This is a genomic window from Terriglobia bacterium, assembly GCA_020073185.1.
Classification (GTDB): domain Bacteria; phylum Acidobacteriota; class Terriglobia; order Terriglobales; family Acidobacteriaceae; genus JAIQGF01.
The window spans coordinates 12,819-35,042 of the sequence record JAIQFT010000045.1 but is presented as its reverse complement, the minus strand read 5'-3'; the positions used below and the strand labels follow the sequence as shown (position 1 = coordinate 35,042).

The 22,224-nt window shown below is 60.3% G+C and carries 17 protein-coding genes; 13 read left to right on the top strand and 4 right to left on the bottom strand.

Annotated elements, in window-relative coordinates; genetic code table 11:
* Positions 1-920: 920 nt before the first annotated feature.
* The 3 genes from LAN64_15325 to LAN64_15315 are packed head-to-tail and all read right to left on the bottom strand — an operon-like array spanning position 921 to position 6,715.
* Complete coding sequence (locus LAN64_15325; protein MBZ5569209.1) at positions 921-2,465, bottom strand: NAD(P)-dependent oxidoreductase; 1,545 nt, start codon at positions 2,463-2,465, stop codon at positions 921-923.
* Positions 2,466-2,506: 41 nt separating this feature from the next.
* Positions 2,507-5,590 carry an efflux RND transporter permease subunit gene (locus LAN64_15320; GenBank protein MBZ5569208.1) on the bottom strand — a complete coding sequence of 1,028 codons (3,084 nt, stop codon included), beginning with the start codon at positions 5,588-5,590 and terminating at the stop codon, positions 2,507-2,509.
* Complete coding sequence (locus LAN64_15315; protein MBZ5569207.1) at positions 5,591-6,715, bottom strand: efflux RND transporter periplasmic adaptor subunit; 1,125 nt, start codon at positions 6,713-6,715, stop codon at positions 5,591-5,593.
* A 332-nt stretch (positions 6,716-7,047) separates the two neighbouring features.
* On the opposite strand from LAN64_15315, the gene LAN64_15310 reads away from it, so the two are divergent.
* On the top strand, positions 7,048-7,527 hold the full coding sequence (locus LAN64_15310) for a carboxymuconolactone decarboxylase family protein (GenBank protein ID MBZ5569206.1): 480 nt from the start codon (positions 7,048-7,050) through the stop codon (positions 7,525-7,527).
* A gap of 96 nt (positions 7,528-7,623) precedes the next feature.
* On the opposite strand, the gene fabD is transcribed toward LAN64_15310, so the two are convergent.
* Positions 7,624-8,553, bottom strand: coding sequence for an ACP S-malonyltransferase (gene fabD, locus LAN64_15305; protein ID MBZ5569205.1), 930 nt, complete (start codon positions 8,551-8,553; stop codon positions 7,624-7,626).
* A gap of 567 nt (positions 8,554-9,120) precedes the next feature.
* Between fabD and LAN64_15300 the strand changes: the two genes are divergently transcribed.
* The 12 genes from LAN64_15300 to LAN64_15245 all read left to right on the top strand — a co-directional run bounded on the left by LAN64_15300 (position 9,121) and on the right by LAN64_15245 (position 22,224).
* Positions 9,121-11,547: a phosphoketolase family protein gene (locus tag LAN64_15300; GenBank protein MBZ5569204.1), complete on the top strand. Its 2,427-nt coding sequence runs from the start codon at positions 9,121-9,123 to the stop codon at positions 11,545-11,547.
* Positions 11,501-12,541, top strand: a complete 1,041-nt coding sequence (gene bioB, locus LAN64_15295; protein MBZ5569203.1) for a biotin synthase BioB — start codon at positions 11,501-11,503, stop codon at positions 12,539-12,541. The genes LAN64_15300 and bioB overlap by 47 nt, the downstream gene beginning before the upstream one ends.
* A complete protein-coding gene (locus LAN64_15290; GenBank protein ID MBZ5569202.1) occupies positions 12,528-13,697 on the top strand; it encodes an 8-amino-7-oxononanoate synthase in 1,170 nt (389 codons plus the stop codon). Before bioB ends, LAN64_15290 begins: the two co-directional genes overlap by 14 nt.
* Entirely contained in the window at positions 13,690-14,328 is a 639-nt protein-coding gene (gene bioD / locus LAN64_15285) for a dethiobiotin synthase (GenBank protein ID MBZ5569201.1), read from the top strand. The genes LAN64_15290 and bioD overlap by 8 nt, the downstream gene beginning before the upstream one ends.
* A complete protein-coding gene (gene bioA / locus LAN64_15280) occupies positions 14,325-15,662 on the top strand; it encodes an adenosylmethionine--8-amino-7-oxononanoate transaminase (protein MBZ5569200.1) in 1,338 nt (445 codons plus the stop codon). The genes bioD and bioA overlap by 4 nt, the downstream gene beginning before the upstream one ends.
* Before the next feature lie 87 nt (positions 15,663-15,749).
* Complete coding sequence (locus LAN64_15275) at positions 15,750-16,130, top strand: cupin domain-containing protein (GenBank protein MBZ5569199.1); 381 nt, start codon at positions 15,750-15,752, stop codon at positions 16,128-16,130.
* A 104-nt stretch (positions 16,131-16,234) separates the two neighbouring features.
* Positions 16,235-17,506 (top strand): beta-ketoacyl-[acyl-carrier-protein] synthase family protein, encoded by a 1,272-nt coding sequence (locus tag LAN64_15270; GenBank protein ID MBZ5569198.1) that lies wholly within the window; start codon positions 16,235-16,237, stop codon positions 17,504-17,506.
* Entirely contained in the window at positions 17,503-18,741 is a 1,239-nt protein-coding gene (locus LAN64_15265) for a ketosynthase chain-length factor (GenBank protein ID MBZ5569197.1), read from the top strand. The genes LAN64_15270 and LAN64_15265 overlap by 4 nt, the downstream gene beginning before the upstream one ends.
* Positions 18,742-18,802: 61 nt before the next feature.
* A complete protein-coding gene (locus LAN64_15260; protein ID MBZ5569196.1) occupies positions 18,803-20,518 on the top strand; it encodes a cyclic nucleotide-binding domain-containing protein in 1,716 nt (571 codons plus the stop codon).
* Positions 20,493-20,750, top strand: a complete 258-nt coding sequence (locus tag LAN64_15255) for an acyl carrier protein (GenBank protein MBZ5569195.1) — start codon at positions 20,493-20,495, stop codon at positions 20,748-20,750. The genes LAN64_15260 and LAN64_15255 overlap by 26 nt, the downstream gene beginning before the upstream one ends.
* 4 nt (positions 20,751-20,754) lie before the next feature.
* On the top strand, positions 20,755-21,216 hold the full coding sequence (locus tag LAN64_15250; GenBank protein MBZ5569194.1) for an SRPBCC family protein: 462 nt from the start codon (positions 20,755-20,757) through the stop codon (positions 21,214-21,216).
* Between the two features lie 63 nt (positions 21,217-21,279).
* Positions 21,280-22,224 (top strand): tetratricopeptide repeat protein, encoded by a 945-nt coding sequence (locus tag LAN64_15245; GenBank protein MBZ5569193.1) that lies wholly within the window; start codon positions 21,280-21,282, stop codon positions 22,222-22,224.

Genomic DNA, 22,224 nt, shown 5'->3' with positions numbered 1-22,224 from the left:
CCGCATCATGGGCTGGAAGGACATCTGGCAACTGAGAGCAATCCTAGGAAGAGGAGAAACAGAAAAAGCTGCGACTAAGCAGGAGGTCGCGTAACATGATCCCGAGCGCCGCTCTTCAACCTCCAACTAAAAGCGGGACGCTCTCCGTTCCTGAGTACGTTTTGGGGATCGTCCCGAAGAGGAAGGATAAGTCCCTTTTGCGCGGGCAGATCTGGGTAGATGCGAGCACTTTCCGTATCCGCCGAATTGAAGGAGTCCCCGCCAAGAGCCCCTCCTTTTGGCTCAAGAACATTCATATCACTCTGCAATTTGCGCAACTCGGTGGTATGTGGGTACCCGTTACCTTCGACGCTGTCGCGACAGTCCGCATATTGGGGCAGTACACGCTTGCTGGCGTCAATATCCGATCCACCGAGTCCCGACCCACTGCACCGAACTAGCCACCTCCGGATGGTCGCTGGCCTTGATCGGAAATGCCTCGGGGCAGGATCCGGAACGAATGGATGAAGACTCCGTCCGAGGCGTTTTCGATAAAGTAGAGTGGGAGGAAACCGCTGGCGTTTGCGGCGGACGCGGTGAACTATGGGATTTGAATGCCAGTTTGGTGCCGAGGGGAGAGCCGGCAGACCGCCGGCGGCCGGGAAAGGCCGGGTGGAGATCATTGACACCGCCGCAAGCGCCTGCGCGAATGTAGTGTATCGTTCCACCCCGTTTGCCTCCAATTCAGAGCGGAGAGTACCCCCGTTGTTCCTCAGTGCCTCACTGCCTTTTTCTAAACATCAGTTAACACCAAGACGGGCGTCCAGCGGCGCCCGCTAGAGACGCGGTGAACAACAGAAAGGCTCCCCCCGAGGGGGAGCCGTTTTGCGGAGACAACGGTGCTTCAGGCGTGATCGTCATGTACGCATGCGATTAGGCTGCTAACGAGCCGGTTGCAAACGCAGGTCCGCATCGAGTTTGAAGGTCAGTATAGTTTCCGCCGGGACTCTCACTGCCTTGCCTTTGGTTAGGACTACCACTCCGGCACCGCCGGCTGCGCCGACACCCGCACCGATGGCGGCACCTTTCCCGCCGCCCACAATAGCGCCAATGACGGCGCCCACCGCTGCACCGCCGCCAACCATTTCTGCGGTCCGGCGGTTTGCTCCAATACCCTCACCGCCCTTCTGTTTCAAGTCGCTGGCACTGACGACGTAGCGCTGTCCTCCTACTGTCACGGAATCGATGTCCAACATCAGATCGGATCCAGTCGTGCTTCGAATTGCCAATTCAACGTCGGAACCCTTCCGAATTGCAATCGCGCCTGAGCTGTCCACGGCGTCCGCGTACATCACCGCGGAAAAGTTCTGTCCTGACACGCTCTTTGCAGAATCGATGACCTCATTGGTTCGGATTGCAAGCTGCGTGCCGCTTGGAATAGTCGTATATGTCCCGTACGGTGTGTAACTCGTATCCGCGCCGACCGGTGACGACACCTCGAAATCGGCAGCGGGATATGGCGCTGCTGCAAACTTGCGGGAGTGGTAACCCTTGGACCCCACGGTGCGCGAGAGCGGGCTGCGCGGATCAGAGCCAGCGCTCAGCGTGTCGAGCACGTACCTGAAATCATATCGGGGTCGCCAACCGAGGTCGTTCCGGGCTCGTTGGTTGACATACACCCTGTCGATGCCGGGAAACATCTTCCAGCGGCGGCGCGCGTACTCAGCTTCATAGTCCGGAACCCTTCGCTTCAGCGCCAGGGGTGCGTTGGCGCGCAAGTCGAACAGATCGTCCTGCGAAAACGGTGTGGTCGCACTGACAATATAACGGCCGAAGCCGATTATGGGAGCCTTCTCGATAGCGAGCAGATGAGCGCTCACTACGTCTTCCAGATCCACGCGTCGGTAGAGAAATTCGTTCACCTTGATGTTGTCATCGTCGTAGGCCTTGCGCGTCTCTTCGCGGTCATCCTCTTCAGGAAAAAACCGCGAGGTTCTCAAGATGAGGCACGCGAGCCCAAGCTTCCGATGGAATAACTCGCAGAAGTTTTCGGCCGCGGTCTTGGTTACGCCATAGATGTTCCGTGGAACAGGAGTAACATCCTCGGTCACCCAGGCCGCCGGGCTTCCAGGGGGCGGACTGAGCGCGCGCCCGAAGGCACTGGTCGTGCTGGTGAACACAAACGAGCCAACACCGGCAATCGCGGCCTCCTCCAGAAGATTCAGCGTGCCCGTGATGTTGGTGTCAACAAAGCTCTGCCGACTGTGCGTGACGACGTGGGGTTTGTGCAGGGTCGCAGTATGGATTACAGCGCCGACACCTTCCGTGCATCGTTTGACAAATTGCCGGTCAACGATTGACCCAACCTCGTCCGCGAACTCCGAGGGAACAATGTCGATGCCGATGACTTCGCGGTGGGTGTTCCTCAAGGTGCGAACCAACGCTTCGCCCAAATGACCGCTGCTACCTGTAACTAAGATCTTCATGCTCAGTGGTCTTTCCCACGGCCGCTAGCGGAACTTTCTCCCTAGGCTGCAACGTCGGTCGGTGCGGAGAGCGCAGTTTCCGAGTCCACATCCTGCTCTGCAGTCGGTACCCTCGTCTTAGCCACCAGCATGTAGATGGAGGGCACTACGAACAGCGTAAATGATGTTCCGATGATCATGCCGCTCACCAGCATGATGCCGATGCTGTTTCGAGCTCCAGCTCCTGGGCCCCTGGCCAGCACCAGGGGAAAGTGACCGAGCACGGTGGCTGCCGTCGTCATCAGGATTGGCCGCAATCGTGTCCCGGCCGCCTCGATAATCGCAGCCAGCTTGTCGCTCCCTTTCTCCTGCAATTGGTTGGCAAACTCCACAATCAGGATGCCGTTTTTCGACACCAAACCGACCAGCGTGATCAGGCCAACCTCGCTGTAGATGTTGAGCGTCGTCAGGCCCAGGAACGAGAACAGGAGCGCTCCGGAAAGAGCGAGCGGCACCGAGCCTGCAAGAATGATGAGCGGATCGCGGAAGCTCTCGAACTGCGCCGCCAGCACCAGGTAAATCAAGATCGCCGACAACAAGAAAGTGCCGAGAAACTTGCTGCCTTCGACGCGGAGCTGGCGTGACTCGCCCGCGTAGTCAACCGTGAAACCCTGCGGCAGGATTGTCTTGGCCTCGTCTTCCAGCACTCGCAGCGCTCGATCCAGCGGCACTCCTGGCGGGATCACGCCCTGGATGCGCACCGCATTGAGCTGCTGAAACTTCTTCAGCTCGCGCGGCTCGGTTGTGGTTCGCAGGCTGGCAAACGTGGACAGCGGCACGAGCTTGTTCTGCGATCCGGTTATGTAGATTTGCGAGAGTTGTTCGGGCGTCAATCGTTCCGCGCGCTTGACCTGCGGAATGACCTTGTAGCTCCGCCCCTGAATGCTGAAGCGGTTGACGTAGTTCCCGCCGAGGAGCGTGGAAAGATCCTGGCCGGCCTGGCTTAGATCAACCCCCTGGGATCGGAGCTTGTCTCGGTCGAATACGACTTCGGCCTGCGGCTGGTCGAACTTCAGGTCAGAGTCGGCGTAGATAAACAGGCCACTGGCAAAGGCCTTGCCCACAAGTTGCTTGGCGAAGCCGACAAGTTGCTGTGGCTCGGCCGGCGAGGCAATCACGAAATCAACCGGGAAATTTCCGCCACCAGGCAATGAGGGCGGAGTTAGCGGGATCACTCGGATGCCCGCGATCTTCGACAGCGGCCCGGTGGATTCCAGCAACAGTTGTTGCGCCGTCTTTTTTCTTTCGCTCCACGGTTTCGTCACCATGCCGCCGAAGCCGCCCGTCGGCGACGTGATCTGAAAGATGCTTTGACTCTCCGGGAAAGCGCGATAGACGTCGTACAATTGCTTCGTATACAGGTTCGTCTGATCGATCGTCGAGTTCGGCGAAGCCTGGATGACCCCGAAGACTACCCCCTGATCCTCGGCTGGCGCCAGTTCCCGCTGCGAGAACATGTAGAACGGAATCATCAGCAGGACCACGATCGCCCATAGCGTGAGAATCACTGGCTGGTAGCGGAGCGTCCCGGCCAGGTTTCGCGTGTACAACTGGCGCACGCGCTCGAAGTGGCGATTGATCATGCCGGCGAAGCCGCGCTCGCTGGCGCCCGCGCGCAGCAACTTCGATCCCATCATTGGGGAAAGCGTCAGCGCAACGATTCCAGATACGATGACGGCCCCCGCGAGAGTAAACGCGAACTCGCGGAACAGCGCTCCGGTCAGGCCGCCTTGAATCCCGATGGGCGCATACACCGCGGCCAGCGTGATGGTCATCGAGATGATCGGGCCCACTAACTCGCGGGCGGCTTCGAGGGCGGCCCGTGACGGAGGACTACCCAAGTGAATGTGCCGCTCGACGTTCTCCACCATCACGATCGCGTCATCCACCACGAGGCCCACCGAGAGCACGATGGCAAGCAGGGTCAACAGATTAATGGTGAAGCCGGCCGCGAGCATCAGGAACACGGCGCCAATCAATGAAATCGGGATGGCGACGACCGGGATGAGCACGGAACGGAACGACCCCAGGAAGAGAAAAATCACCACAATGACAATCACCAGGGTCTCGGTGAGCGTCCGGAGCACCTCGTTGATGGCGTCCTGGATATACGCGGTCGAGTCGTACGGGATGCCAACCTTCATCCCCGTAGGTAACTGCGCCTGAATGCCGGGAATCGCCTCTCGCACGTGCTTGATCACTTCCAGCGAGTTGGCGGTCGGAAGCACCCAAACTCCCATGAAGGTCGCCGTCTCCCCGTTGAAGCGCACTTCCTGATCGTAATTCTCCGCGCCGAGTACAACGTCCGCGATCTCTCCCAAGCGAACGATGACTCCCTTGTCCTGCTTCACGACTAGTTGGCGGAATTCGTCCGGCGTGCTCAGGTTGGTGTTGGCAACCAGGTTCACCGAAACCATCGAGCCCTTGGTGCTGCCGAGTGCGGAGAGGTAGTTGTTCCGCGCCAACGCGTCGTGGACTGCGGACGGCGCAATGCCGAGTGCCGCCATTCTGTCGGGCTTCAGCCAAATCCGCATCGCGAAAGTACGGTCGCCGAGGATATCGGCGCGCTGCACTCCGCTGACGGCACTCAGCTTGGGTTGTACGACGCGCGTCAGATAGTCGGTAATCTGGTTCTGATCGAGCTCGGCCGACGAGAAGTCTAAATACATCGCAGCAAACTGATTGTCCGCCGTTTGCAGATCGATTACCGGCGCCTCGGCCTCAGGCGGCAGATCGTTGCGTACCTGGGCTACCTTGGCCTGAATCTGCGTGAGCGCCGCGTTGGTGTCGTAGTTGAGCTTCAGGTGCACGGTGATCGTGCTGAGGCCCTGAGCGCTCGAAGATTCCATGTAGTCGATGCCGTCGGCACTGGCAATCACGCGCTCCAGCGGGGTGGTGATGAATCCGCGTACCAAGTCCGCGTTGGCCCCCACATACGTCGTCGAGACTTGGACCACCGCGATGTCGCTGCGCGGGTACTGACGCACGCTCAGCGAGCGGATCGCCTGCAGGCCGGCGATCAGGATAACCAGGTTGACGACGATCGCCAGGACCGGCCGCTTGATGAACAGGTCCGTGAACTTCATTTAGCTGTCCTCGGGCTTGGGAGCCGGATTGTTTCCGGGCTGGACTTTGTTGTTGACTTGGACGGCGGCGCCGTTGCGCAGCTTGAACACGCCCGAGGTCACAACTTCATCGCCAGGGTTCACGCCCGAAACGACCGCCACCTGGTCGCCGCGCGACCCTTCCAGTTTGACGAACTGTTGGCGCACGCCGCGGTAGGTTTTGCCGTTCTGATCCTTGAGATCCGTGATGATAAAGACCGAGTCGCCATACGGGGCGTAACTGATCGCGGATGCCGGCAGTGTAATCACCGTGCGGCTTGCTCCCAGGCCCACATCCACCTGAACGAACATGCCGGGGCGCAATTTTCCTTCCGGATTGGAGAGCGTCGCTTGCACTTGAACATTTCGGGTCGTTTCGTCCACCACCGAATCGAGAGCCGTGACGCGGCCCGTGAACACGTGGCCCGCGAGATCTTCCGAGACGACGCGCAAGTTGCCGCCGACTCTCACTTGTCCGGCTGCCTGCTGGGGTACGCCGAAGTCCACATAAATCGGGTTGAAGGACTGCAGCGGCACCACCGCGCTGCCGGCTGCAAGGTACTGCCCGAGGTTGACTTTGCGGATGCCCAGGATTCCGGTAAAGGGGGCGCGGATGGTTTTTCGCTCAATCGTGGCACGGACCTCCGCCACATTTGCTTCGGTGGCCTTTTGCTGAGCCGTCGCCTGGTCGTACTCCATCCGAGAGATCACGCCCGCATTCACCAATTGCTGCATCCGGCCATAGTTCACACGCGCCAAGTCGCGCTGTGCCTCCAGCGAAGCCAGTTGGGCTCGCTCTTGCCGGGTATCGAGCTCGACCAGCACGTCTCCTGCGCGGACCGGCTGCCCCGAGTCAAACAAGATTCGCTCGACGACGCCGGGAAGGTCCGCACTGACCGTGACCCCGCGCACGGCCTCCATGGTGCCGATCACGCCCATTGTTGCCGGCCACTGCTGGCGTCCCGCGACAATGCTCGTGACCGCTTCCGGAGGCGGCTGAAACGCGGCGGCATGCGCCGCCGACCCAACTTGCTTGAATTTTACGAAAGCCAAGGTCGCGAGCAGTAACGCCGTCACACCCAACATCAGGATCATTCTTTTCGCCATGAGTTCTCCCTGCTCAGAAGAAAAGTGTTTGCAGTCCATGAGGCAGTGCTGGCAATCAGCACCGATGCTTCATTCGCGACAACGAGCGACGGAGTGGCGTTTCTTGTGGAACGGGAATAGATGCTCTGTCTCCTCGCCCCAGGCCCTACAGGCCAATGATCAAGTTTGATTCGCGACTTACTGGGAAGGATTCGGGGCAATTTACTTGGTGCCGTCGTTTCTCACTGCCAGCACTCGTCCCCAAACAGTCAAAGAAAAAAAATGGCCGCCGTTCGTGCGTACCGTTCAATCCGGTCATCCAAGTATTTATGGGCCAACCCACAGGAGGATTTATGGAAGCGCGTTTCAGCTATGCCAAAGCTGCCCCCGGAGCAGTCAAAGCCATGCTCGGTTTGGGACAGTATCTTCACGAATGCGGACTGGAAGAGCGCTTGCTTAATCTGATCTACGTGCGCGCGTCGCAGATCAACGGCTGCGCCTACTGTCTGGACATGCATTGGAAGGACTCGCGAACGATCGGAGAAAACGAACAGCGGTTGTATTCGCTGGACGCTTGGCGCGAATGTCCGTTCTACAGCGATCGTGAACGCGCCGCTCTGACATGGACGGAGGCCGTTACGCTGATCGCCAACGGCCACGTGCCAGATGAGGTTTATGAAGCAGTGCGTCCGCACTTCAGCGAGAAGGAATTGTCGGACCTGACGCTCGCCGTCGCTACCATCAATGCCTGGAACCGTCTGAGCATTTCATCCCGCACCGTTCCGGGCGATTATCAACCGGCCAAGCCGTACCGTGTCGAGAAGCGCGCGTAGCTGACGGCAAAAGATCCTGGCTCGGGCCCATGAACCAGCGCAACCGCTTGCCCGCTCAGGCACGGCGAAACCCGCTCCACCAGTGAGTGGTTGCGCCTATGCCACTCTCTGCATCGACGTTTCGTCTTCCACGTTCACGCAGGTCTTGGACGGGTCAATCTTGCGCATCAGGCCGCACAGAACTTTGCCCGGCCCGACCTCGATAAACTTCGAAATGCCACGTTCGATCAGCACGCGCATGCAGCGCTCCCACTGAACCGCGCCGGACACCTGGCGGATGAGCGCGTCGCGCGCCTTCTCCGGATCGGATACAACTTCGGCGTCAATGTTGGTGACGACCGGCACGCTCATATGCAGGAACTTCAATGTCTTCAGGTCAGGCGCCAGGCGGTCTTGCGCTGGTTGCATGAGCGCGGAATGAAAGGGCGCGCTCACCGGCAGCATGATGGCCTTCTTCGCTCCCCGTCGCTTCGCCAGTTCCGCCGCGCGCTCGACCGCGTCCTTACTTCCTGAGATGACGATTTGGTCCGGCGAGTTGATGTTAGCCGGCTGACATACCTTACCTTGCGCCGATTCGTCGCAAATCTGCTGCACCTGATCGATCGACATTCCGATCACCGCGGCCATTGCCCCTTCGCCCACCGGCACCGCTTCCTGCATGTACCGCCCGCGATGGTGTACCGTCCGGACCGCATCTTCGAATTCCAGCGTTCCGGCGGCAACATGTGCCGAGTATTCGCCCAAACTGTGGCCCGCCGCGATCGCCGGCGCGACTCCGTTCTCCCGCAGAACTCGCAAAGCGGCGACCGACACCGTGAGAATCGCCGGCTGCGTGATCTCCGTCAGGCGGAGTTTTTCTTCCGGACCCTCCCAGCAGAGTTGGGAGAGCTTGAAGCCAAGCGCCGCGTCGGCCTCCTCGAATGTCTGCTGCGCGACCGGGTAGGTGTCGGCCAACTTGCGGCCCATGCCCACCGTCTGCGAACCCTGGCCGGGGAAGATGAAGGCGACTTCTTCAGGTGAAGGCATAAGTGACGTCAAACTCTCGATCTGGATTCCCCCACATTGGGATTCCGAGGGGGTGTTATTCTATACCGATTGGCGTCGTTTCGGAGCTTTTTTGTCCTGGCCGGCACTGAAGAGGGCGATCCGGATCGCAGAGAGCGTCGCGCACATCCCTCGAAGCTGTTCTCGACGTACCGCTGGGAGAATTTGGGAAGGACCTTTGGCGTTCAGTGCTCACGAGAGATATCAATGCCGCGGGCGATCCGGGCGAGCCCCTGCTTCGCGTTGCTCGGGGCTCGGCGGGAGCTGTTGTTAGAAGGCCAAAATATTTTTGAACAAACCGTCGGATTTTGTTTACCATTACCGCCACCTTGGGGTGAGTGTTGCTTGGCTTGGCCGGCGATTTGGCTGCCGCCTGTGAGATGGCATCATGGGTCGCGAGCTTTGGCCGCCCGTTCAGCAGTAGACGAAACTGCCAACTATTATTTATAAGCTGTTTACAAGCCTGGGGCCCCCTCTACCCCTTTACGGACTGATTGCATCAACGTACTGGCCGCAACCGGCAGCGAACGATCAACGGGAGGATTGCACATGAGCTCCACGAAGTTGGCGACTTTGCAGGAGCCCTTGACCCAGGAGGAATTGGGCAAACTGGACGCCTACTGGCGTGCCGCGAATTATCTGTCCGTCGGGCAAATTTACCTGTACGACAATCCACTGCTTCGACAGCCGTTGAAGCTGGAACACGTCAAGCCGCGGCTGCTCGGACACTGGGGCACCACGCCGGGCTTGAATCTCGTCTATGTTCATTTCAACCGGGTGATCAAAAAGTACGATCTCAACGTCCTGTACATCGCTGGTCCTGGACACGGCGGTCCGGGCATCGTCGCCAACGTATACCTGGAGGGCACGTACAGCGAGGTTTATGCCAACATTCCCCAGAATGAAGCCGGTCTGAAGAAGCTTTTCCGGCAGTTTTCCTTTCCCGGTGGCATTCCCAGCCACGTGGCGCCGGAAACCCCCGGCTCGATTCACGAAGGCGGGGAATTGGGATACTCGATTGGGCACGCGTACGGGGCGGCGTTCGACAATCCCGATCTGCTGGTCTGTTGCGTGATTGGCGATGGTGAAGCGGAAACCGGTCCTCTGGCCGCAAGTTGGCACTCCAACAAGTTCCTGAATCCGGTTCGCGACGGGGCCGTGCTCCCCATTCTTCATCTCAATGGCTACAAGATTGCCAATCCTACGGTACTGGGCCGGTTGAGTGACGACGAATTGAGACACCTGTTCACCGGCTATGGGTATCGCCCGTATTTCGTGGAAGGTCACGAGCCCGAACTGGTCCACCAACGCATGGCCGCCACCCTGGACACCATCGTCGAGGAAATTCAGCACATTCAGAAGACTGCTGGTGAAGGCGGCTCCACCGGTGTCCCGGTATGGCCGATGTTGATCCTGCGCACTCCCAAGGGGTGGACGGGGCCCAAGGTGGTTGACGGAAAGACGGTCGAAGGCTCATGGCGCTCGCACCAGGTGCCCTTGTCCGAGCCCGGCTCCAAGCCGGAGCACCTGAAAATGCTTGAAGAGTGGCTGAAGAGCTACCGGCCGGAGGAACTGTTCGATGAAAGTGGCCGGCTGCTGCCGGAACTGGAAGCTCTCGCGCCAAAAGGGGAGCGGCGCATGGGCGCCAATCCGCACGCCAACGGCGGACGATTGCTGCGCGACCTCGCGATGCCCGATTTCCGCGAATACGGCGTCAAGGTCACCGCTCCCGGTACCACATCCGCCGAAGGCACCCGAGTCCTGGCGAAGTTCCTCCGCGATGTCATGAAGTTGAACATTAAAGCGCGGAACTTCCGCGTATTTGGACCGGATGAGACCGACTCTAACCGGCTTGGCGCCTTGTATGAAGTCACCGACAAGGTGTTCATGGAGCCGATCCTGCCCGGTGACGAACACCTCTCTTCCTTCGGACGGGTGATGGAAGTGCTGAGCGAGCATATTTGCCAGGGATGGCTGGAAGGCTATCTGCTCACCGGACGCCACGGCTTGTTCTCCTGTTACGAAGCCTTCATTCACATCGTTGATTCCATGTTCAACCAGCACGCCAAGTGGCTGAAGACGACGCGGCACATCCCGTGGCGTCAGCCCATCGCCTCTTTGAACTATCTGCTGACTTCCCACGTCTGGAGGCAGGATCACAACGGCTTCAGCCACCAGGACCCCGGCTTCATCGATCACGTGGTCAACAAGAAGGCCGACATCGTGCGCGTGTACCTCCCGCCGGACGCGAACACTCTGCTTTCCGTAATGAATCACTGCCTGCACAGCCGGCACTTTGTGAATGTGATCGTCGCCGGCAAGCAGCCGGCGCTGCAGTGGCTGGATATGGACCGAGCCATTCAACACTGCACCGACGGCATCGGCATCTGGGAGTGGGCCAGCACCGACCAGGGAGTGGAGCCCGATGTAGTCATGGCGTGCGCCGGCGACGTCCCCACTCTGGAAACGCTGGCCGCAGTGGACCTGCTCCGGCAGTATTTTCCCGATATCCGAATCCGCGTGGTGAACGTGGTCGACCTGATGACACTGCAACCTTCGGCGGAGCATCCCCACGGACTCAGCGATCGTGATTTCGACTCCATTTTCACCCCGGACAAACCGATCATTTTTGCCTACCACGGCTATCCCTGGCTGATCCACCGCCTCACCTACCGGCGGTCCAATCAAGGCAATCTGCACGTCCGGGGCTACAAGGAGGAGGGCACGACCACAACGCCCTTCGACATGGCCGTGTGCAACGACGTTGACCGCTTCCACCTGGCCGAGGACGTCGTCGATCGCGTGCCCAGGCTGCGCGCTATCGGCGCACATTTCAAGCAGTTCGCGCGCAACTCGCTGGTGCAGCACAAACAGTACATTTGCGTGCACGGAGACGACATGCCGGAGATCCGCGACTGGAAATGGCCGTATGGGTCTCCTGAGGCTCCACGGTCCAAGTCCGCAGCCACATCTTAAAAGCGAGGTTCCCTTGAGTAGCGCAACTGCCACGGCGGCGATGGAACAGGAGTGGACTCGCGAAGCCATTCGTGAGGTCTATCGTCTGCCCTTTCCCGAGCTGTTGTTCAGGGCCCAGACGGTTCATCGGGCGCATCACGACCCCTGCGCGGTGCAGGTCTGCCGACTCTTGTCCATCAAGACCGGAGGCTGTCCCGAAGACTGCGCCTATTGTCCGCAGAGCGCTCACTACCGCACCGGCGTGGAGCGGCAAGCATTGCTCAGCATCGAAGAGATACTGCTCGCCGCCAGCCAGGCCAAGGCGGAGGGCGCCACCCGATTCTGCATGGGAGCGGCCTGGCGGGAATTGCCCGCAGGCCAGGAGTTCGATTCCGTCCTGGCAACCGTGCGCGCGGTGGCCCGCCTGGGTATGGAAGTCTGTTGCACCATGGGCATGCTGACCGAGGATCAGGCGCGGCAACTCAAGCAAGCCGGCCTCACCGCATACAACCACAACTTGGACACCTCTCCCGAGTTCTATGGCGAGATCATCACCACCAGGACGTATGCCGAGCGGCTGCAGACCATCAACGCGGTTCGGCAGGCGGGCATTACCGTGTGTTGTGGCGGAATCTTGGGAATGGGAGAGTCGGAAGAAGACCGGATCGGATTGCTGAAACAATTGTCGAACCTCCGTCCCCATCCGGAGAGCGTGCCCATCAACATGCTGGTGCGGGCCGCCGGAACGCCGCTCGCGCAACAGGAGAGTCTGGATCCGCTGCTCATGATGCGCACCATCGCGACGGCAAGGATTCTCATGCCGGCATCCATGATCCGGCTTGCGGCGGGACGCACAAGTATGTCGCGCGAGGCGGTGGCGCTGTGCTTCCTCGCCGGGGCCAATTCCATATTCTTTGGCGACAAATTGCTCACTACGCCCAACCCGGCTCCCAGCGCCGATGCGCAGTTGCTGGAGGACTTAGGGATGAAGGCGATGACTCGTGGCCACGCCTAAGGCATCCTCGTTGCTGGCCCGCATGAAGGGAAAGTTGTGCGACCTTGAAGCCGACGCACAACTGCGCACCCTGGAAATCAACGCGGGCATCAATCTCTGCTCGAATGATTACCTTGGTCTGTCGCTGGACCCGCGGCTGAAGTCCGCCGTTCTGGACGGGGTCAGCCGCACGGCGCAGATGGGCGCTACCGGGTCGCGCCTGTTATCCGGCAATTCGCGCGAATGGCAGGACCTCGAACAAGAGTTTGCGGCCTTTGCCGGAACCAGCGATGCGCTCTATTTCGGCTCGGGATATGCCGCCAACATCGGATTGTTGGGTTCCGTGCTCGGGCCTCAAGATGTGGTGCTTTCCGACAGCCTCAATCATGCCAGCATTATCGACGGCATACGCTTGTCGGGGGCGCGCAAGTTCATTTACCCCCATCGAGACCTGAACGCGTTGGAGCAGGGTCTCTCACAACTCGCCAAGGAAGACGGTTGCCGAATCATCGTCACGGAAAGCGTTTTCAGCATGGATGGCGACCGCGCTCCGATTGCCGACCTGGTGAGCCTGGCGCGAAACTACGGCGCGGAACTCATTGTCGACGAGGCGCACGCCACGGGTGTTCTCGGGCCGCACGGCCGTGGACTGGTGGCGGACGCGGGCTTGGTGGACCAAGTTCTGGCGATCGTCCACACCTGCGGAAAAGCGCTGGCCAGCGTGGGTGCATTTGTCTGTTCGAGCTCGACCCTTAAGCAGTTGCTGATTAACCGGGCACGAACCTTCATCTTCAGCACCGCCATGCCTCCCTATGTCGCGCATCAGATTCGGGCTGCCTTGCGGATCACGACGGAATCCGAACCAGAGAGAGTCCACCTCGATTCGCTGGCGACGCAACTGCGCAGCTCGCTGCAAGCTTCCGGATTCAACACCGGCGCCAGCACGTCGCAAATCGTGCCTGTCTTGCTTGGCGACAACGAAACGGCACTGCACTTTGCCGCGGAACTCCGCAAGAGTGAGTTTGCCGTCCGGGCGATTCGGCCTCCTACGGTGAGTCCCGGCACATCGCGGCTGCGCGTATCGCTGACCAGCACACTTACCGCCGAACAGATGGACCGGTTCATGGCGGCCATCGTCGCCGCCAAAGAAGCGCTTGGGTCGGTCATACATGCCTAAGCAGTTCTTCATTACCGGGACAGACACCGGTGTCGGCAAGACGGTGGTCTCGGCGCTTCTCTGCGCGGTCACCTCGGCGTTGTACTGGAAACCGATTCAAACCGGCGCGAGCGAAGAAACCGACCGCTGCGCGGTGATGCGTTATGCTGAGGTCCCTCCGGAACGGACGGTGCCGGAAGCTTATTGCTTCGACCCGCCCGTATCTCCGCACCTGGCTGCGGCCTGGGCCGGGGTGCGCATTGACCTGGACCGTTTGCGCCTGCGGAGCGAGTGGGCAGGGAAGGAGCTTGTCGTCGAAGGCGCGGGCGGCGTGCTGGTGCCACTCAACGAGGAGCAGTTCATGGCCGACCTGATGCGCGAGCTAGGATTACCGGTGCTGCTGGCCTGCCGGAGCGGACTGGGGACGATCAACCATACCCTGCTGTCTCTGGCGGCGTTGCGAGAACGCGGCGTGAAGGTTCACGGAGTCGTCATGGTTGGCCCGGAGAATGGCGACAACCGCAACGCCATCGAAAAGTACGGAGGCGTTCCAGTGCTGGGCACGATCCCGTTGCTGCCGCGCGTCGAACGCAGGCAGCTCATTCAAGCTTTTCAGGACCATTTCGATCCCGGAGTTCTCGACCGCCAATGACGGCGCCCTTGCACATCTGGCATCCGTTCACCTCGCCGGCGGATGGGCCGCCGCTTCGCATTGCCAGTGCCGAAGGGGCGTATCTCTACACCACGGATGGCCGCAGGCTCATCGACGCGATCTCTTCCTGGTGGGTCAACCTGCATGGCCATTGTCACCCGCGCATCGCAGCCGCTGTCGCCGAACAAGCGAAGCGCTTGGATCACGTGCTGCTCGCAGGCCTGACCCACGAGGGCATTGAACACCTGACGGCCCGCCTGCGACGTTTCTTGCCCGACGCGCTCAGCCACGTCTTCTATTCCGACGACGGCTCCACTGCGGTCGAGGTCGCGCTCAAGATCGCGGTGCAGTATTGGCGCAACCGGGCACAACCGGAGAAGACGGGCATTGTCGCGCTCGAGGGCGCCTACCACGGGGACACCGTCGGCGCCATGTCCGTCAGTGCGGACTCCGGTTTCACCGACGCTTTTTCCGCGCTGCGCTTTCCCGTTCGCCGCGTTCCTGCTGCGTATTGCTATCGCTGCCCGGTGGGAAAGCGGCGTGAGACATGCGACATCGATTGCCTTCAAGCGATGGAGCAATTGTTGAGCGCGAAACACGCCGAGCTTGCCGCGGTGATCGTCGAACCATTGCTGCAGGGCGCGGGGGGAATGATCGTCCATCCCATCGAGTTCCTGGTGCGCATTCGCGAACTATGCTCCCGCTACAACGTGCTGCTGATCGCCGACGAAGTGCTGACCGGATTCGGTCGCTGCGGGCGAATGTTTGCCTGTGAGCTGGCCGGAGTCGTGCCTGACCTGATGTGCCTTTCCAAGGGGCTCACCGGCGGATTCTTGCCGATGGGGGCGACCGTATGCGCCGACTTTGTGCAGGGCGAATTCATCGGCGATCAGCGCCGCGCGTTTTTCCATGGTCATTCCTATACGGGCAATCCCATCGCTAGCGCAGCCGCCATCGCCAGCTTGGATATTTTCGAGACGGAGCCGGTGTGGGAGCGCATCGCGGCGATCTCGGCGGCACATCGCGAGCGGCTTGAGATCCTGCGGCGGCACTCGTTAGTTGCCGATAAGCGCGGGATAGGAACCGTGGCGGCCATTGAACTCCGTGCTGAAGATCATGGGTATTTTTCCAACCTGCGCCCGTTTCTTTACGAGTTCTTCCTCAGCCGGGGCGTACTGCTCCGGCCCTTGGGCAACGTGGTATATGTCCTTCCTCCGTACGTTATCTCGATGGAAGACCTGCGCGCCGTCTACGACGCGATCGGAGAGGCGCTCGATGCGCTCAGTGAAAAGATGGCGGATCGGCGACCGTCTGTAGGCCAAAATTGCCATTGACAGTACAGCCGGGGTGGTACTAGGCTCTTGCCACTTGAAGACAGCTTTTGCCGTGCTATTTTCCTAAGGCAGAGCTGTAGGGGTGATATGGCCACAGCCGTAGCAAAAATCAAGGCACTCGACGATGCCGCTCACGATACGCGACGTGGTGGGGACGTCCGCGTCCTGCTCTCGCCGAAGACGGTAGGTTCAACTTCCGGTTTCATGGGTGTGGCGACAATCGCACCGGGAGATCGGATTACCGAACACTATCACCCGTACTCGGAGGAGTTCATCTACGTTGTCCAAGGCAACCTGATCGCTCGCCTCGACGGCGTTAGAAACGAACTCAAACAGGGCCAGGCTTTGCTTATCCCTATCAATGTGAAACACCGGCTGATGAATGAGGGTAGCGAGGAAGTATTTATCGTTTTCCACCTCGGACCCTTGGCTCCCAAGCCGGACATGGGCCACGTCGACACAGAATAGAAGTCAGTTTTCGTAGCACTTCACGGAATTCTGGCTCGAAATCCTTTTGCCGACCGCGAAGGGATAGCTGTTTCTTCTCCAGCATAAGCTGAGGTGATTGGAAGATGGCCACCCGAAGAGCAGCCGTTACTGGTATTGGCATAGTGGCACCCGGCGGCACAAGCAGGAACGCCTTCTGGGACACGATTACCGCTGGCCGGACGGCCACGCGGCGGCTCACGCTATTTGACGCAACCGGGTTTCGCTCCCAGATCGCGGCGGAATGCGACTTCAATCCGGCGCTCGCGGGACTGGATGAATCAGAAGCCAAGCGGATGGATCGCTCCATTCAGTTCGCGGTGGCTGCGGCTAACGAGGCGATGAAGGACAGCGGCCTCGCGTTGGACGCAGTGGATCACGACCGCATGGGGGTCACCATGGGGTCGGCGGTTGGGGCGACCATCAACCTGGAGCTAGGCTACGTGGCTGTAAGCGACTCCGGCAAACAATGGCTGGTGGACGCTAAGCGCGCCTGGCCGTTTCTGTATGAAGCCCTGATTCCGAGCAGCCTGGTTTCTGAACTGGCCTCGCGCTTTCACGCCCACGGCCCGGCGACGGTGGTTTCCACGGGATGCACCTCTGGTATTGATGCCATCGGTTACGGCTTCTACCTGGTTCAGGACGGGGAAGCGGATATTGTCATCGCCGGCGCCGCGGAGGCGCCTGTATCTCCCATCGCCATCGGATGTTTCGAGCCGATCAAGGCCACCTCGACCCGCAATGACGACGCGGCGCACGCCTCGCGGCCCTTTGACCTGAAACGCGATGGCTTTGTCATGGGCGAAGGCAGTGCGGTGCTCATCCTGGAAGAGATGAATCACGCGCTGGCGCGGGGCGCGCACATTTACTGCGAAGTGGGCGGCTATTCCAGCCGTGGCAACGCCTATCACATGACCGGCCTGCGTCCGGATGGGGTCGAGATGGCCGAAGCCATTGTGGATGCCATGCACCAGGCCGGAATCAAGCCTTCGGACATCGGCTATATCAACGCGCATGGATCGGGAACCAAGCAAAACGACCGTCACGAGACGGCTGCCTTCAAGCGCTCGCTGGGACAACAGGCGTATCACATTCCGATCAGTTCCATTAAGTCCATGATTGGCCATTCGCTCGGCGCCATCGGTGCCCTGGAAATGGCTACCTGTGCCTTGGTTATCGAGCACGGCGTCATTCCGCCAACCGCAAACTACGAGATTCCCGATCCCGAATGCGACTTGGACTACACGCCGAACGTGGCGCGGCACAAGAAAGTTGATGCCGTGCTCTCAACTGGAAGCGGGTTCGGCGGATTCCAGTCCGCCATGATTTTCACACGCCCTTCGGAGGCGCGAGCATGAGCCGACGCGCGGTCATTACCGGAATTGGAGTGGTGGCGCCCAGCGGCATCGGCACTGAGGCCTACTGGACGGCTACGCGACAGGGTAAGACTGGTATCCGGCGGATTACCCATTTCGACCCTTCTCCGTACACGACTCAGCTTGCCGGTGAGGTGAATGGCTTTAAAGCTGAGGATCACATTGACGGGCGCCTCATCGCGCAGACTGATCGCTGGACTTGGTTGGCGCTGGCGGCCACCGACATGGCTCTCCGCGATGCCGACTTCGATCCCAAGAAGGCGCAGCCCTACCAGATGAGCGTCATTACCGCGAGTTCTTCGGGCGGCAATGAGTTTGGCCAGCGCGAAATTGGAAATCTCTGGGGAAAGGGCGTTCTTTACGTTGGAGCCTACCAGTCGATCGCATGGTTCTACGCCGCCACCACCGGACAGATCGCGATCAAGTGGGGGATGAAGGGTCCATGCGGCGTCGTCCTTTCCGAAGGTGCCGGTGGCGTGGAAGCCCTGGCCCACTCCTGGAGAAACATTCGCCGCGGGGTCGACCTGGTGGTCAGCGGCGGGACCGAGGCGCCGCTTTGTCCCTATGCGTTGGTTTGCCAGATGCAGAACGGCCTGCTGAGCAAGCAGAAGGATCCTGCCCTCGCCTACCGGCCTTTTGACGAAAACGCCAACGGCTATGTGCCGGGCGAAGGCGGCGCCATTCTCATCGTCGAGGAACTCGAGCATGCCAAGAAGAGGGGAGCTCCGCATATCTACGGCGAGATCCTGGGATACTGCACCACCCAGGACGGATATCACTACGCCAAGCCCGCTCCCGACGGCCGGCAGTATGCGCGGGCCATGCGGGAAGCGATTGCGCGCGCCGGAATCACTCCCAACGACGTGGACGTCATCTTCGCGGATGCCGCCGGCGACTTGAAGGGCGATGCATTGGAGGCCGAGGCCATTCGGCAAGTGTTCGGCTCCCGAGCTTCGCAAGTTCCCATCGCCGCTCCCAAGTCAATGGTCGGACGTCTGTATGCGGGCGGGGCGCCGCTCGACGTTGCCGCCGCTCTGCTCAGCATGAGGGACGACGTAGTTCCCCCGATTGTGAACCTGGGAAAGCCGGCAAAGGGCTGCGAACTGAGCTTTACCAGGGAGAAAGAACGAAAGATGCCGGTACGAACGGTACTGGTCAACAGCCGCGGGTACGGTGGTTTCAACGGTTCGCTGGTGCTGCGGAAGTACGCTGCGTGACGCCGCACCCCCGCGAGGGGTTATGCCTCTGGATATGAGACGAATACCGTTGTTCGAAGGCTTGGAGCCGGAGATCCAGGAGCAGGTCCAGACTCTGCTTCAGCCGCGGCAGTTTGCGACTGGTGAACCGATTTGCCGCCGCGGTGATCCTGCATCGAGCTTGTTCGTCATTGAGCAGGGGGTGGCGCACGTAGTGGTAGAGCGGCCCGAAGGGCGGAGGATTATTGCACGACTGCGGCGGAACGATGTTGTGGGGGAGATGTCACTGATTAGCGGAGAACCGCACTCTGCCACCGTGGAAGCGATCCTGCCTACGACGGTGTTGGAATTGAGCCGGGAGAGGTTCGCGACAATGCTCGCCGCACATCCACCCTTATTCGCCAATCTGGCTCGCATTGCGGTGCAGCGACTCGCCCGAACCGATGTGCAGTTTGCCACCTGGCACCGGCGCGGCGAAGTGGTCGCCCTGGTCGCCGACATGAGCGCGACTTGGCAAGTGGCCAAGGTGATTGAGGCGGCGCAGTCTGCCACACCGCGTGCCAGCACCTGTGTCGATCTCACGGGGAAGCTGCCATCGAGCTTGCGATTGCAGCGGGACCACTGTGTAGAAGAGGTGCTCGGCCGCCTGGATAATCTCCTCGCTTCGCACGCCTTTGTCTTCATTGTTGCCAGTAGCGGTCAGGCCAACCTATCGGCGCTGGTCGAACAGGCAGACCGGGTGATTGTGCTGGGCACGGAGCCGGCTTGTCTCAACTCGGCTCAGCTCTGCCGTACCGCTGAAGTAGTGCTTCTGCAGCGTAACCGCTCGTTGACGACTCGTTCTCTCGGCGGCCTCAAGGTGATCCGGACTATCGATCCCGAGTCTCCCGACAGGGATATCGCATGGTTGGGAAGGCACCTGTCCCGAACCAAGCTGGGATTAGCGCTGGGGGCGGGTGGAGCCAAGGGATACGCGCACGCCGCCGCGCTGCATGTACTGGAAGCCGCCGGTTATGCGATCGACTACGTTGCGGGCAGCAGCATCGGCGCGATTGTGGGTTCGTGGCTGGCTCTGGGGAAAGACGCAGCAGGGGTTGAAGCGGCCATGAGGCGTGCGTTTTCCCCGGAGACTGTCGCGGCGATGTTCAAGCTGTCGTTTGGCGGCATGGCAAGCAGCACCGATGAAGTGAAGCGCCTGTGGCACGAAACTACCGATGGGCTTGCCTTCTCCGATGTTGTCATCCCACTCGTCGTTATGGCTGTCGACCTGAAGTTGAAGCAGCCGGCCCCGATCACGGAAGGTCCGCTATGGGAGGCCTTGATGGCGGCCAGCGCGGTACCCGGATTGTATCCCCCATACCAGCTCGGCTCGCAAAGGTTGGTGGATGCAATCGCGCTGGTGCCCGTGCCGACCGAAGCGGTTCGGGCAGCGGGTGCCGATCTCGTCATATCGGTGAACCTCATCAGCCGGGACACCCTGCCGGTCTGGCCGGCGGGCACTCCCGTGGCCGCGGTTTCCGAGAGTCGCGGCTCGCGCGTGCTGGATACGCTGCTGGAGGTCATGGAAATGATGCAGCTTGACGGTAGTACTCGCCATGCAGCCTTGGCCGACGTAGTGGTGACCCCCCGCTTTGGTCCGGGAACCTGGCGGGATTTCCAACTGGCTGACCTGTTCCTTGCCGCAGGGCGGGCTGCCATGGAAGAGCAGATTCCGGCGTTGCGGACCTTGGCCAATCCGCAATCCCTTGGACTCACATATTCCGGAGGACTGTATGCCAGCACAAGTGTTCACGTTTGAAGATCTCAAAGACATACTCGTCAAGCGCGTCCGGTTGCCCGAAGCCCAGATCAAGAGTGATCTGACAGCATCTTTCGAAGACATGGGGCTGGATTCGCTGGCCTTGGTCGAAGTTCAGCTCGAAGTCCAACAGCGCTACGGATTCGTGATCCCGGACGAGGACGTGGCCAACCTGCACACCGTTGGACAGGCTATTGATTACACCAACCGTCGCTTGCAGCAAGCGGGGTAACTACATGGCTGTGCGTACCGACAATTCGATCGTGATTTGCGCTCCCCTCGATACGGTGTGGGATATCACCAATAACGTGGAGAAATGGCCCGATCTCTTCACCGAGTACGCCACGGCGGAGATTTTGGAGCGCCGAGGAAACACCGTCGTCTTCCGTCTTACCATGCACCCGGACGAAAACGGGAAAGTGTGGAGCTGGGTTTCGGAGCGCACGACGGACGCTCCCAACCGCGCGGTCAAGGCTCGCCGAGTGGAAACGGGGCCGTTCGAGTACATGAATATCGAATGGTATTACGAAGCGGTGGAAGGTGGAACCCGCATGCGCTGGGTGCAGGAATTCACCATGAAACCCCAAGCCCCGGCAAACGATGCGCAGATGGAAGTTTACATCAATGCCAACAGCAACAAGCAGATGAACATCATCAAGGAACGCATCGAAAAGCAGGTTCGTGGATCGGCGGCGTAGTCCAGCGCTGCCGGTGCCACCGTCAAATTCACACGGCCCTGAGTTCAAAACACAAGGTGCATTATGAACAACGCATCGGTGGCCAAGCAGTCCGGAGAGCCGAGCGCAGTGTTGACCGTGGACACATGCTACTCCTCTGGCCTGGAGGCGCTGGAACAAGGAAGATTGGATGATGCCCGGGCCTGGGGGGAACGCTGTGGCGCTTTGCCGGATGCGGCTCGCAGCCCTCACTGCGCTGCCTTGCAAGGCAGGGTCGCAGCCGCCGAAGGAGACTTCCGGGAGGCCGCGAATAATTTTCGAAAGGCCGCGGCGTTGGATCCATCCGACCTGGAACTCCCCCGCCAATTGGCAGAAGCACTCCAGACGATCGGGCAACTGGAGGAAGCCATCGAGGTTCTCGAAAAGCTTACGCGCCGCGACTCCAATTCCCCGGAGTTGTTCATTGATCTTGGATATGCCCTCTTCGCCCATGGGAACTCCACGGGCGCCCGCCAGGCCCTGGAGCGCGCGGCAGCGCTGCGTCCGGCGGACAAAGCTGTTCTCTTTGCGCTTGCTCAGCTCTACCAAGCCATTGGCGAACCTGCTCTCGCGGCAGAGGTTCTGTCCAAGCAATTTGGCGGCGAGGCGTCGCCCAGAGTCCTGAACGATCTTGCTCGCCTGTATCTCCACTTGCAGCGTTACAGCGAGGCGGAGGCGACACTTCACCTTCTGCGCGAGCGCGACCGGACGGCGCAGGTGATGGCCCAACACGGGATTGTCTTGTGCCGAGCCAGGTGCAAGGACTGGCGCGGCGCCTTGGACGCCGCTCTCGAGGCTACTCGCAGCGACCGCTTTGGCCTGACCACGGCTTTCCTGGCCTACGCGAAAGATGGATTTTTTGGCAGCCTGCTCGATGCCGCCGAGCGCGACGCCGAGTTGATGCGGCGTCTGCACGAAGAGATGGACGAATACGCCGAAGAGCACAACTCGGAAGCTGTCGTGTGGCAGTCCGTTGAGGGGGTTCACTGA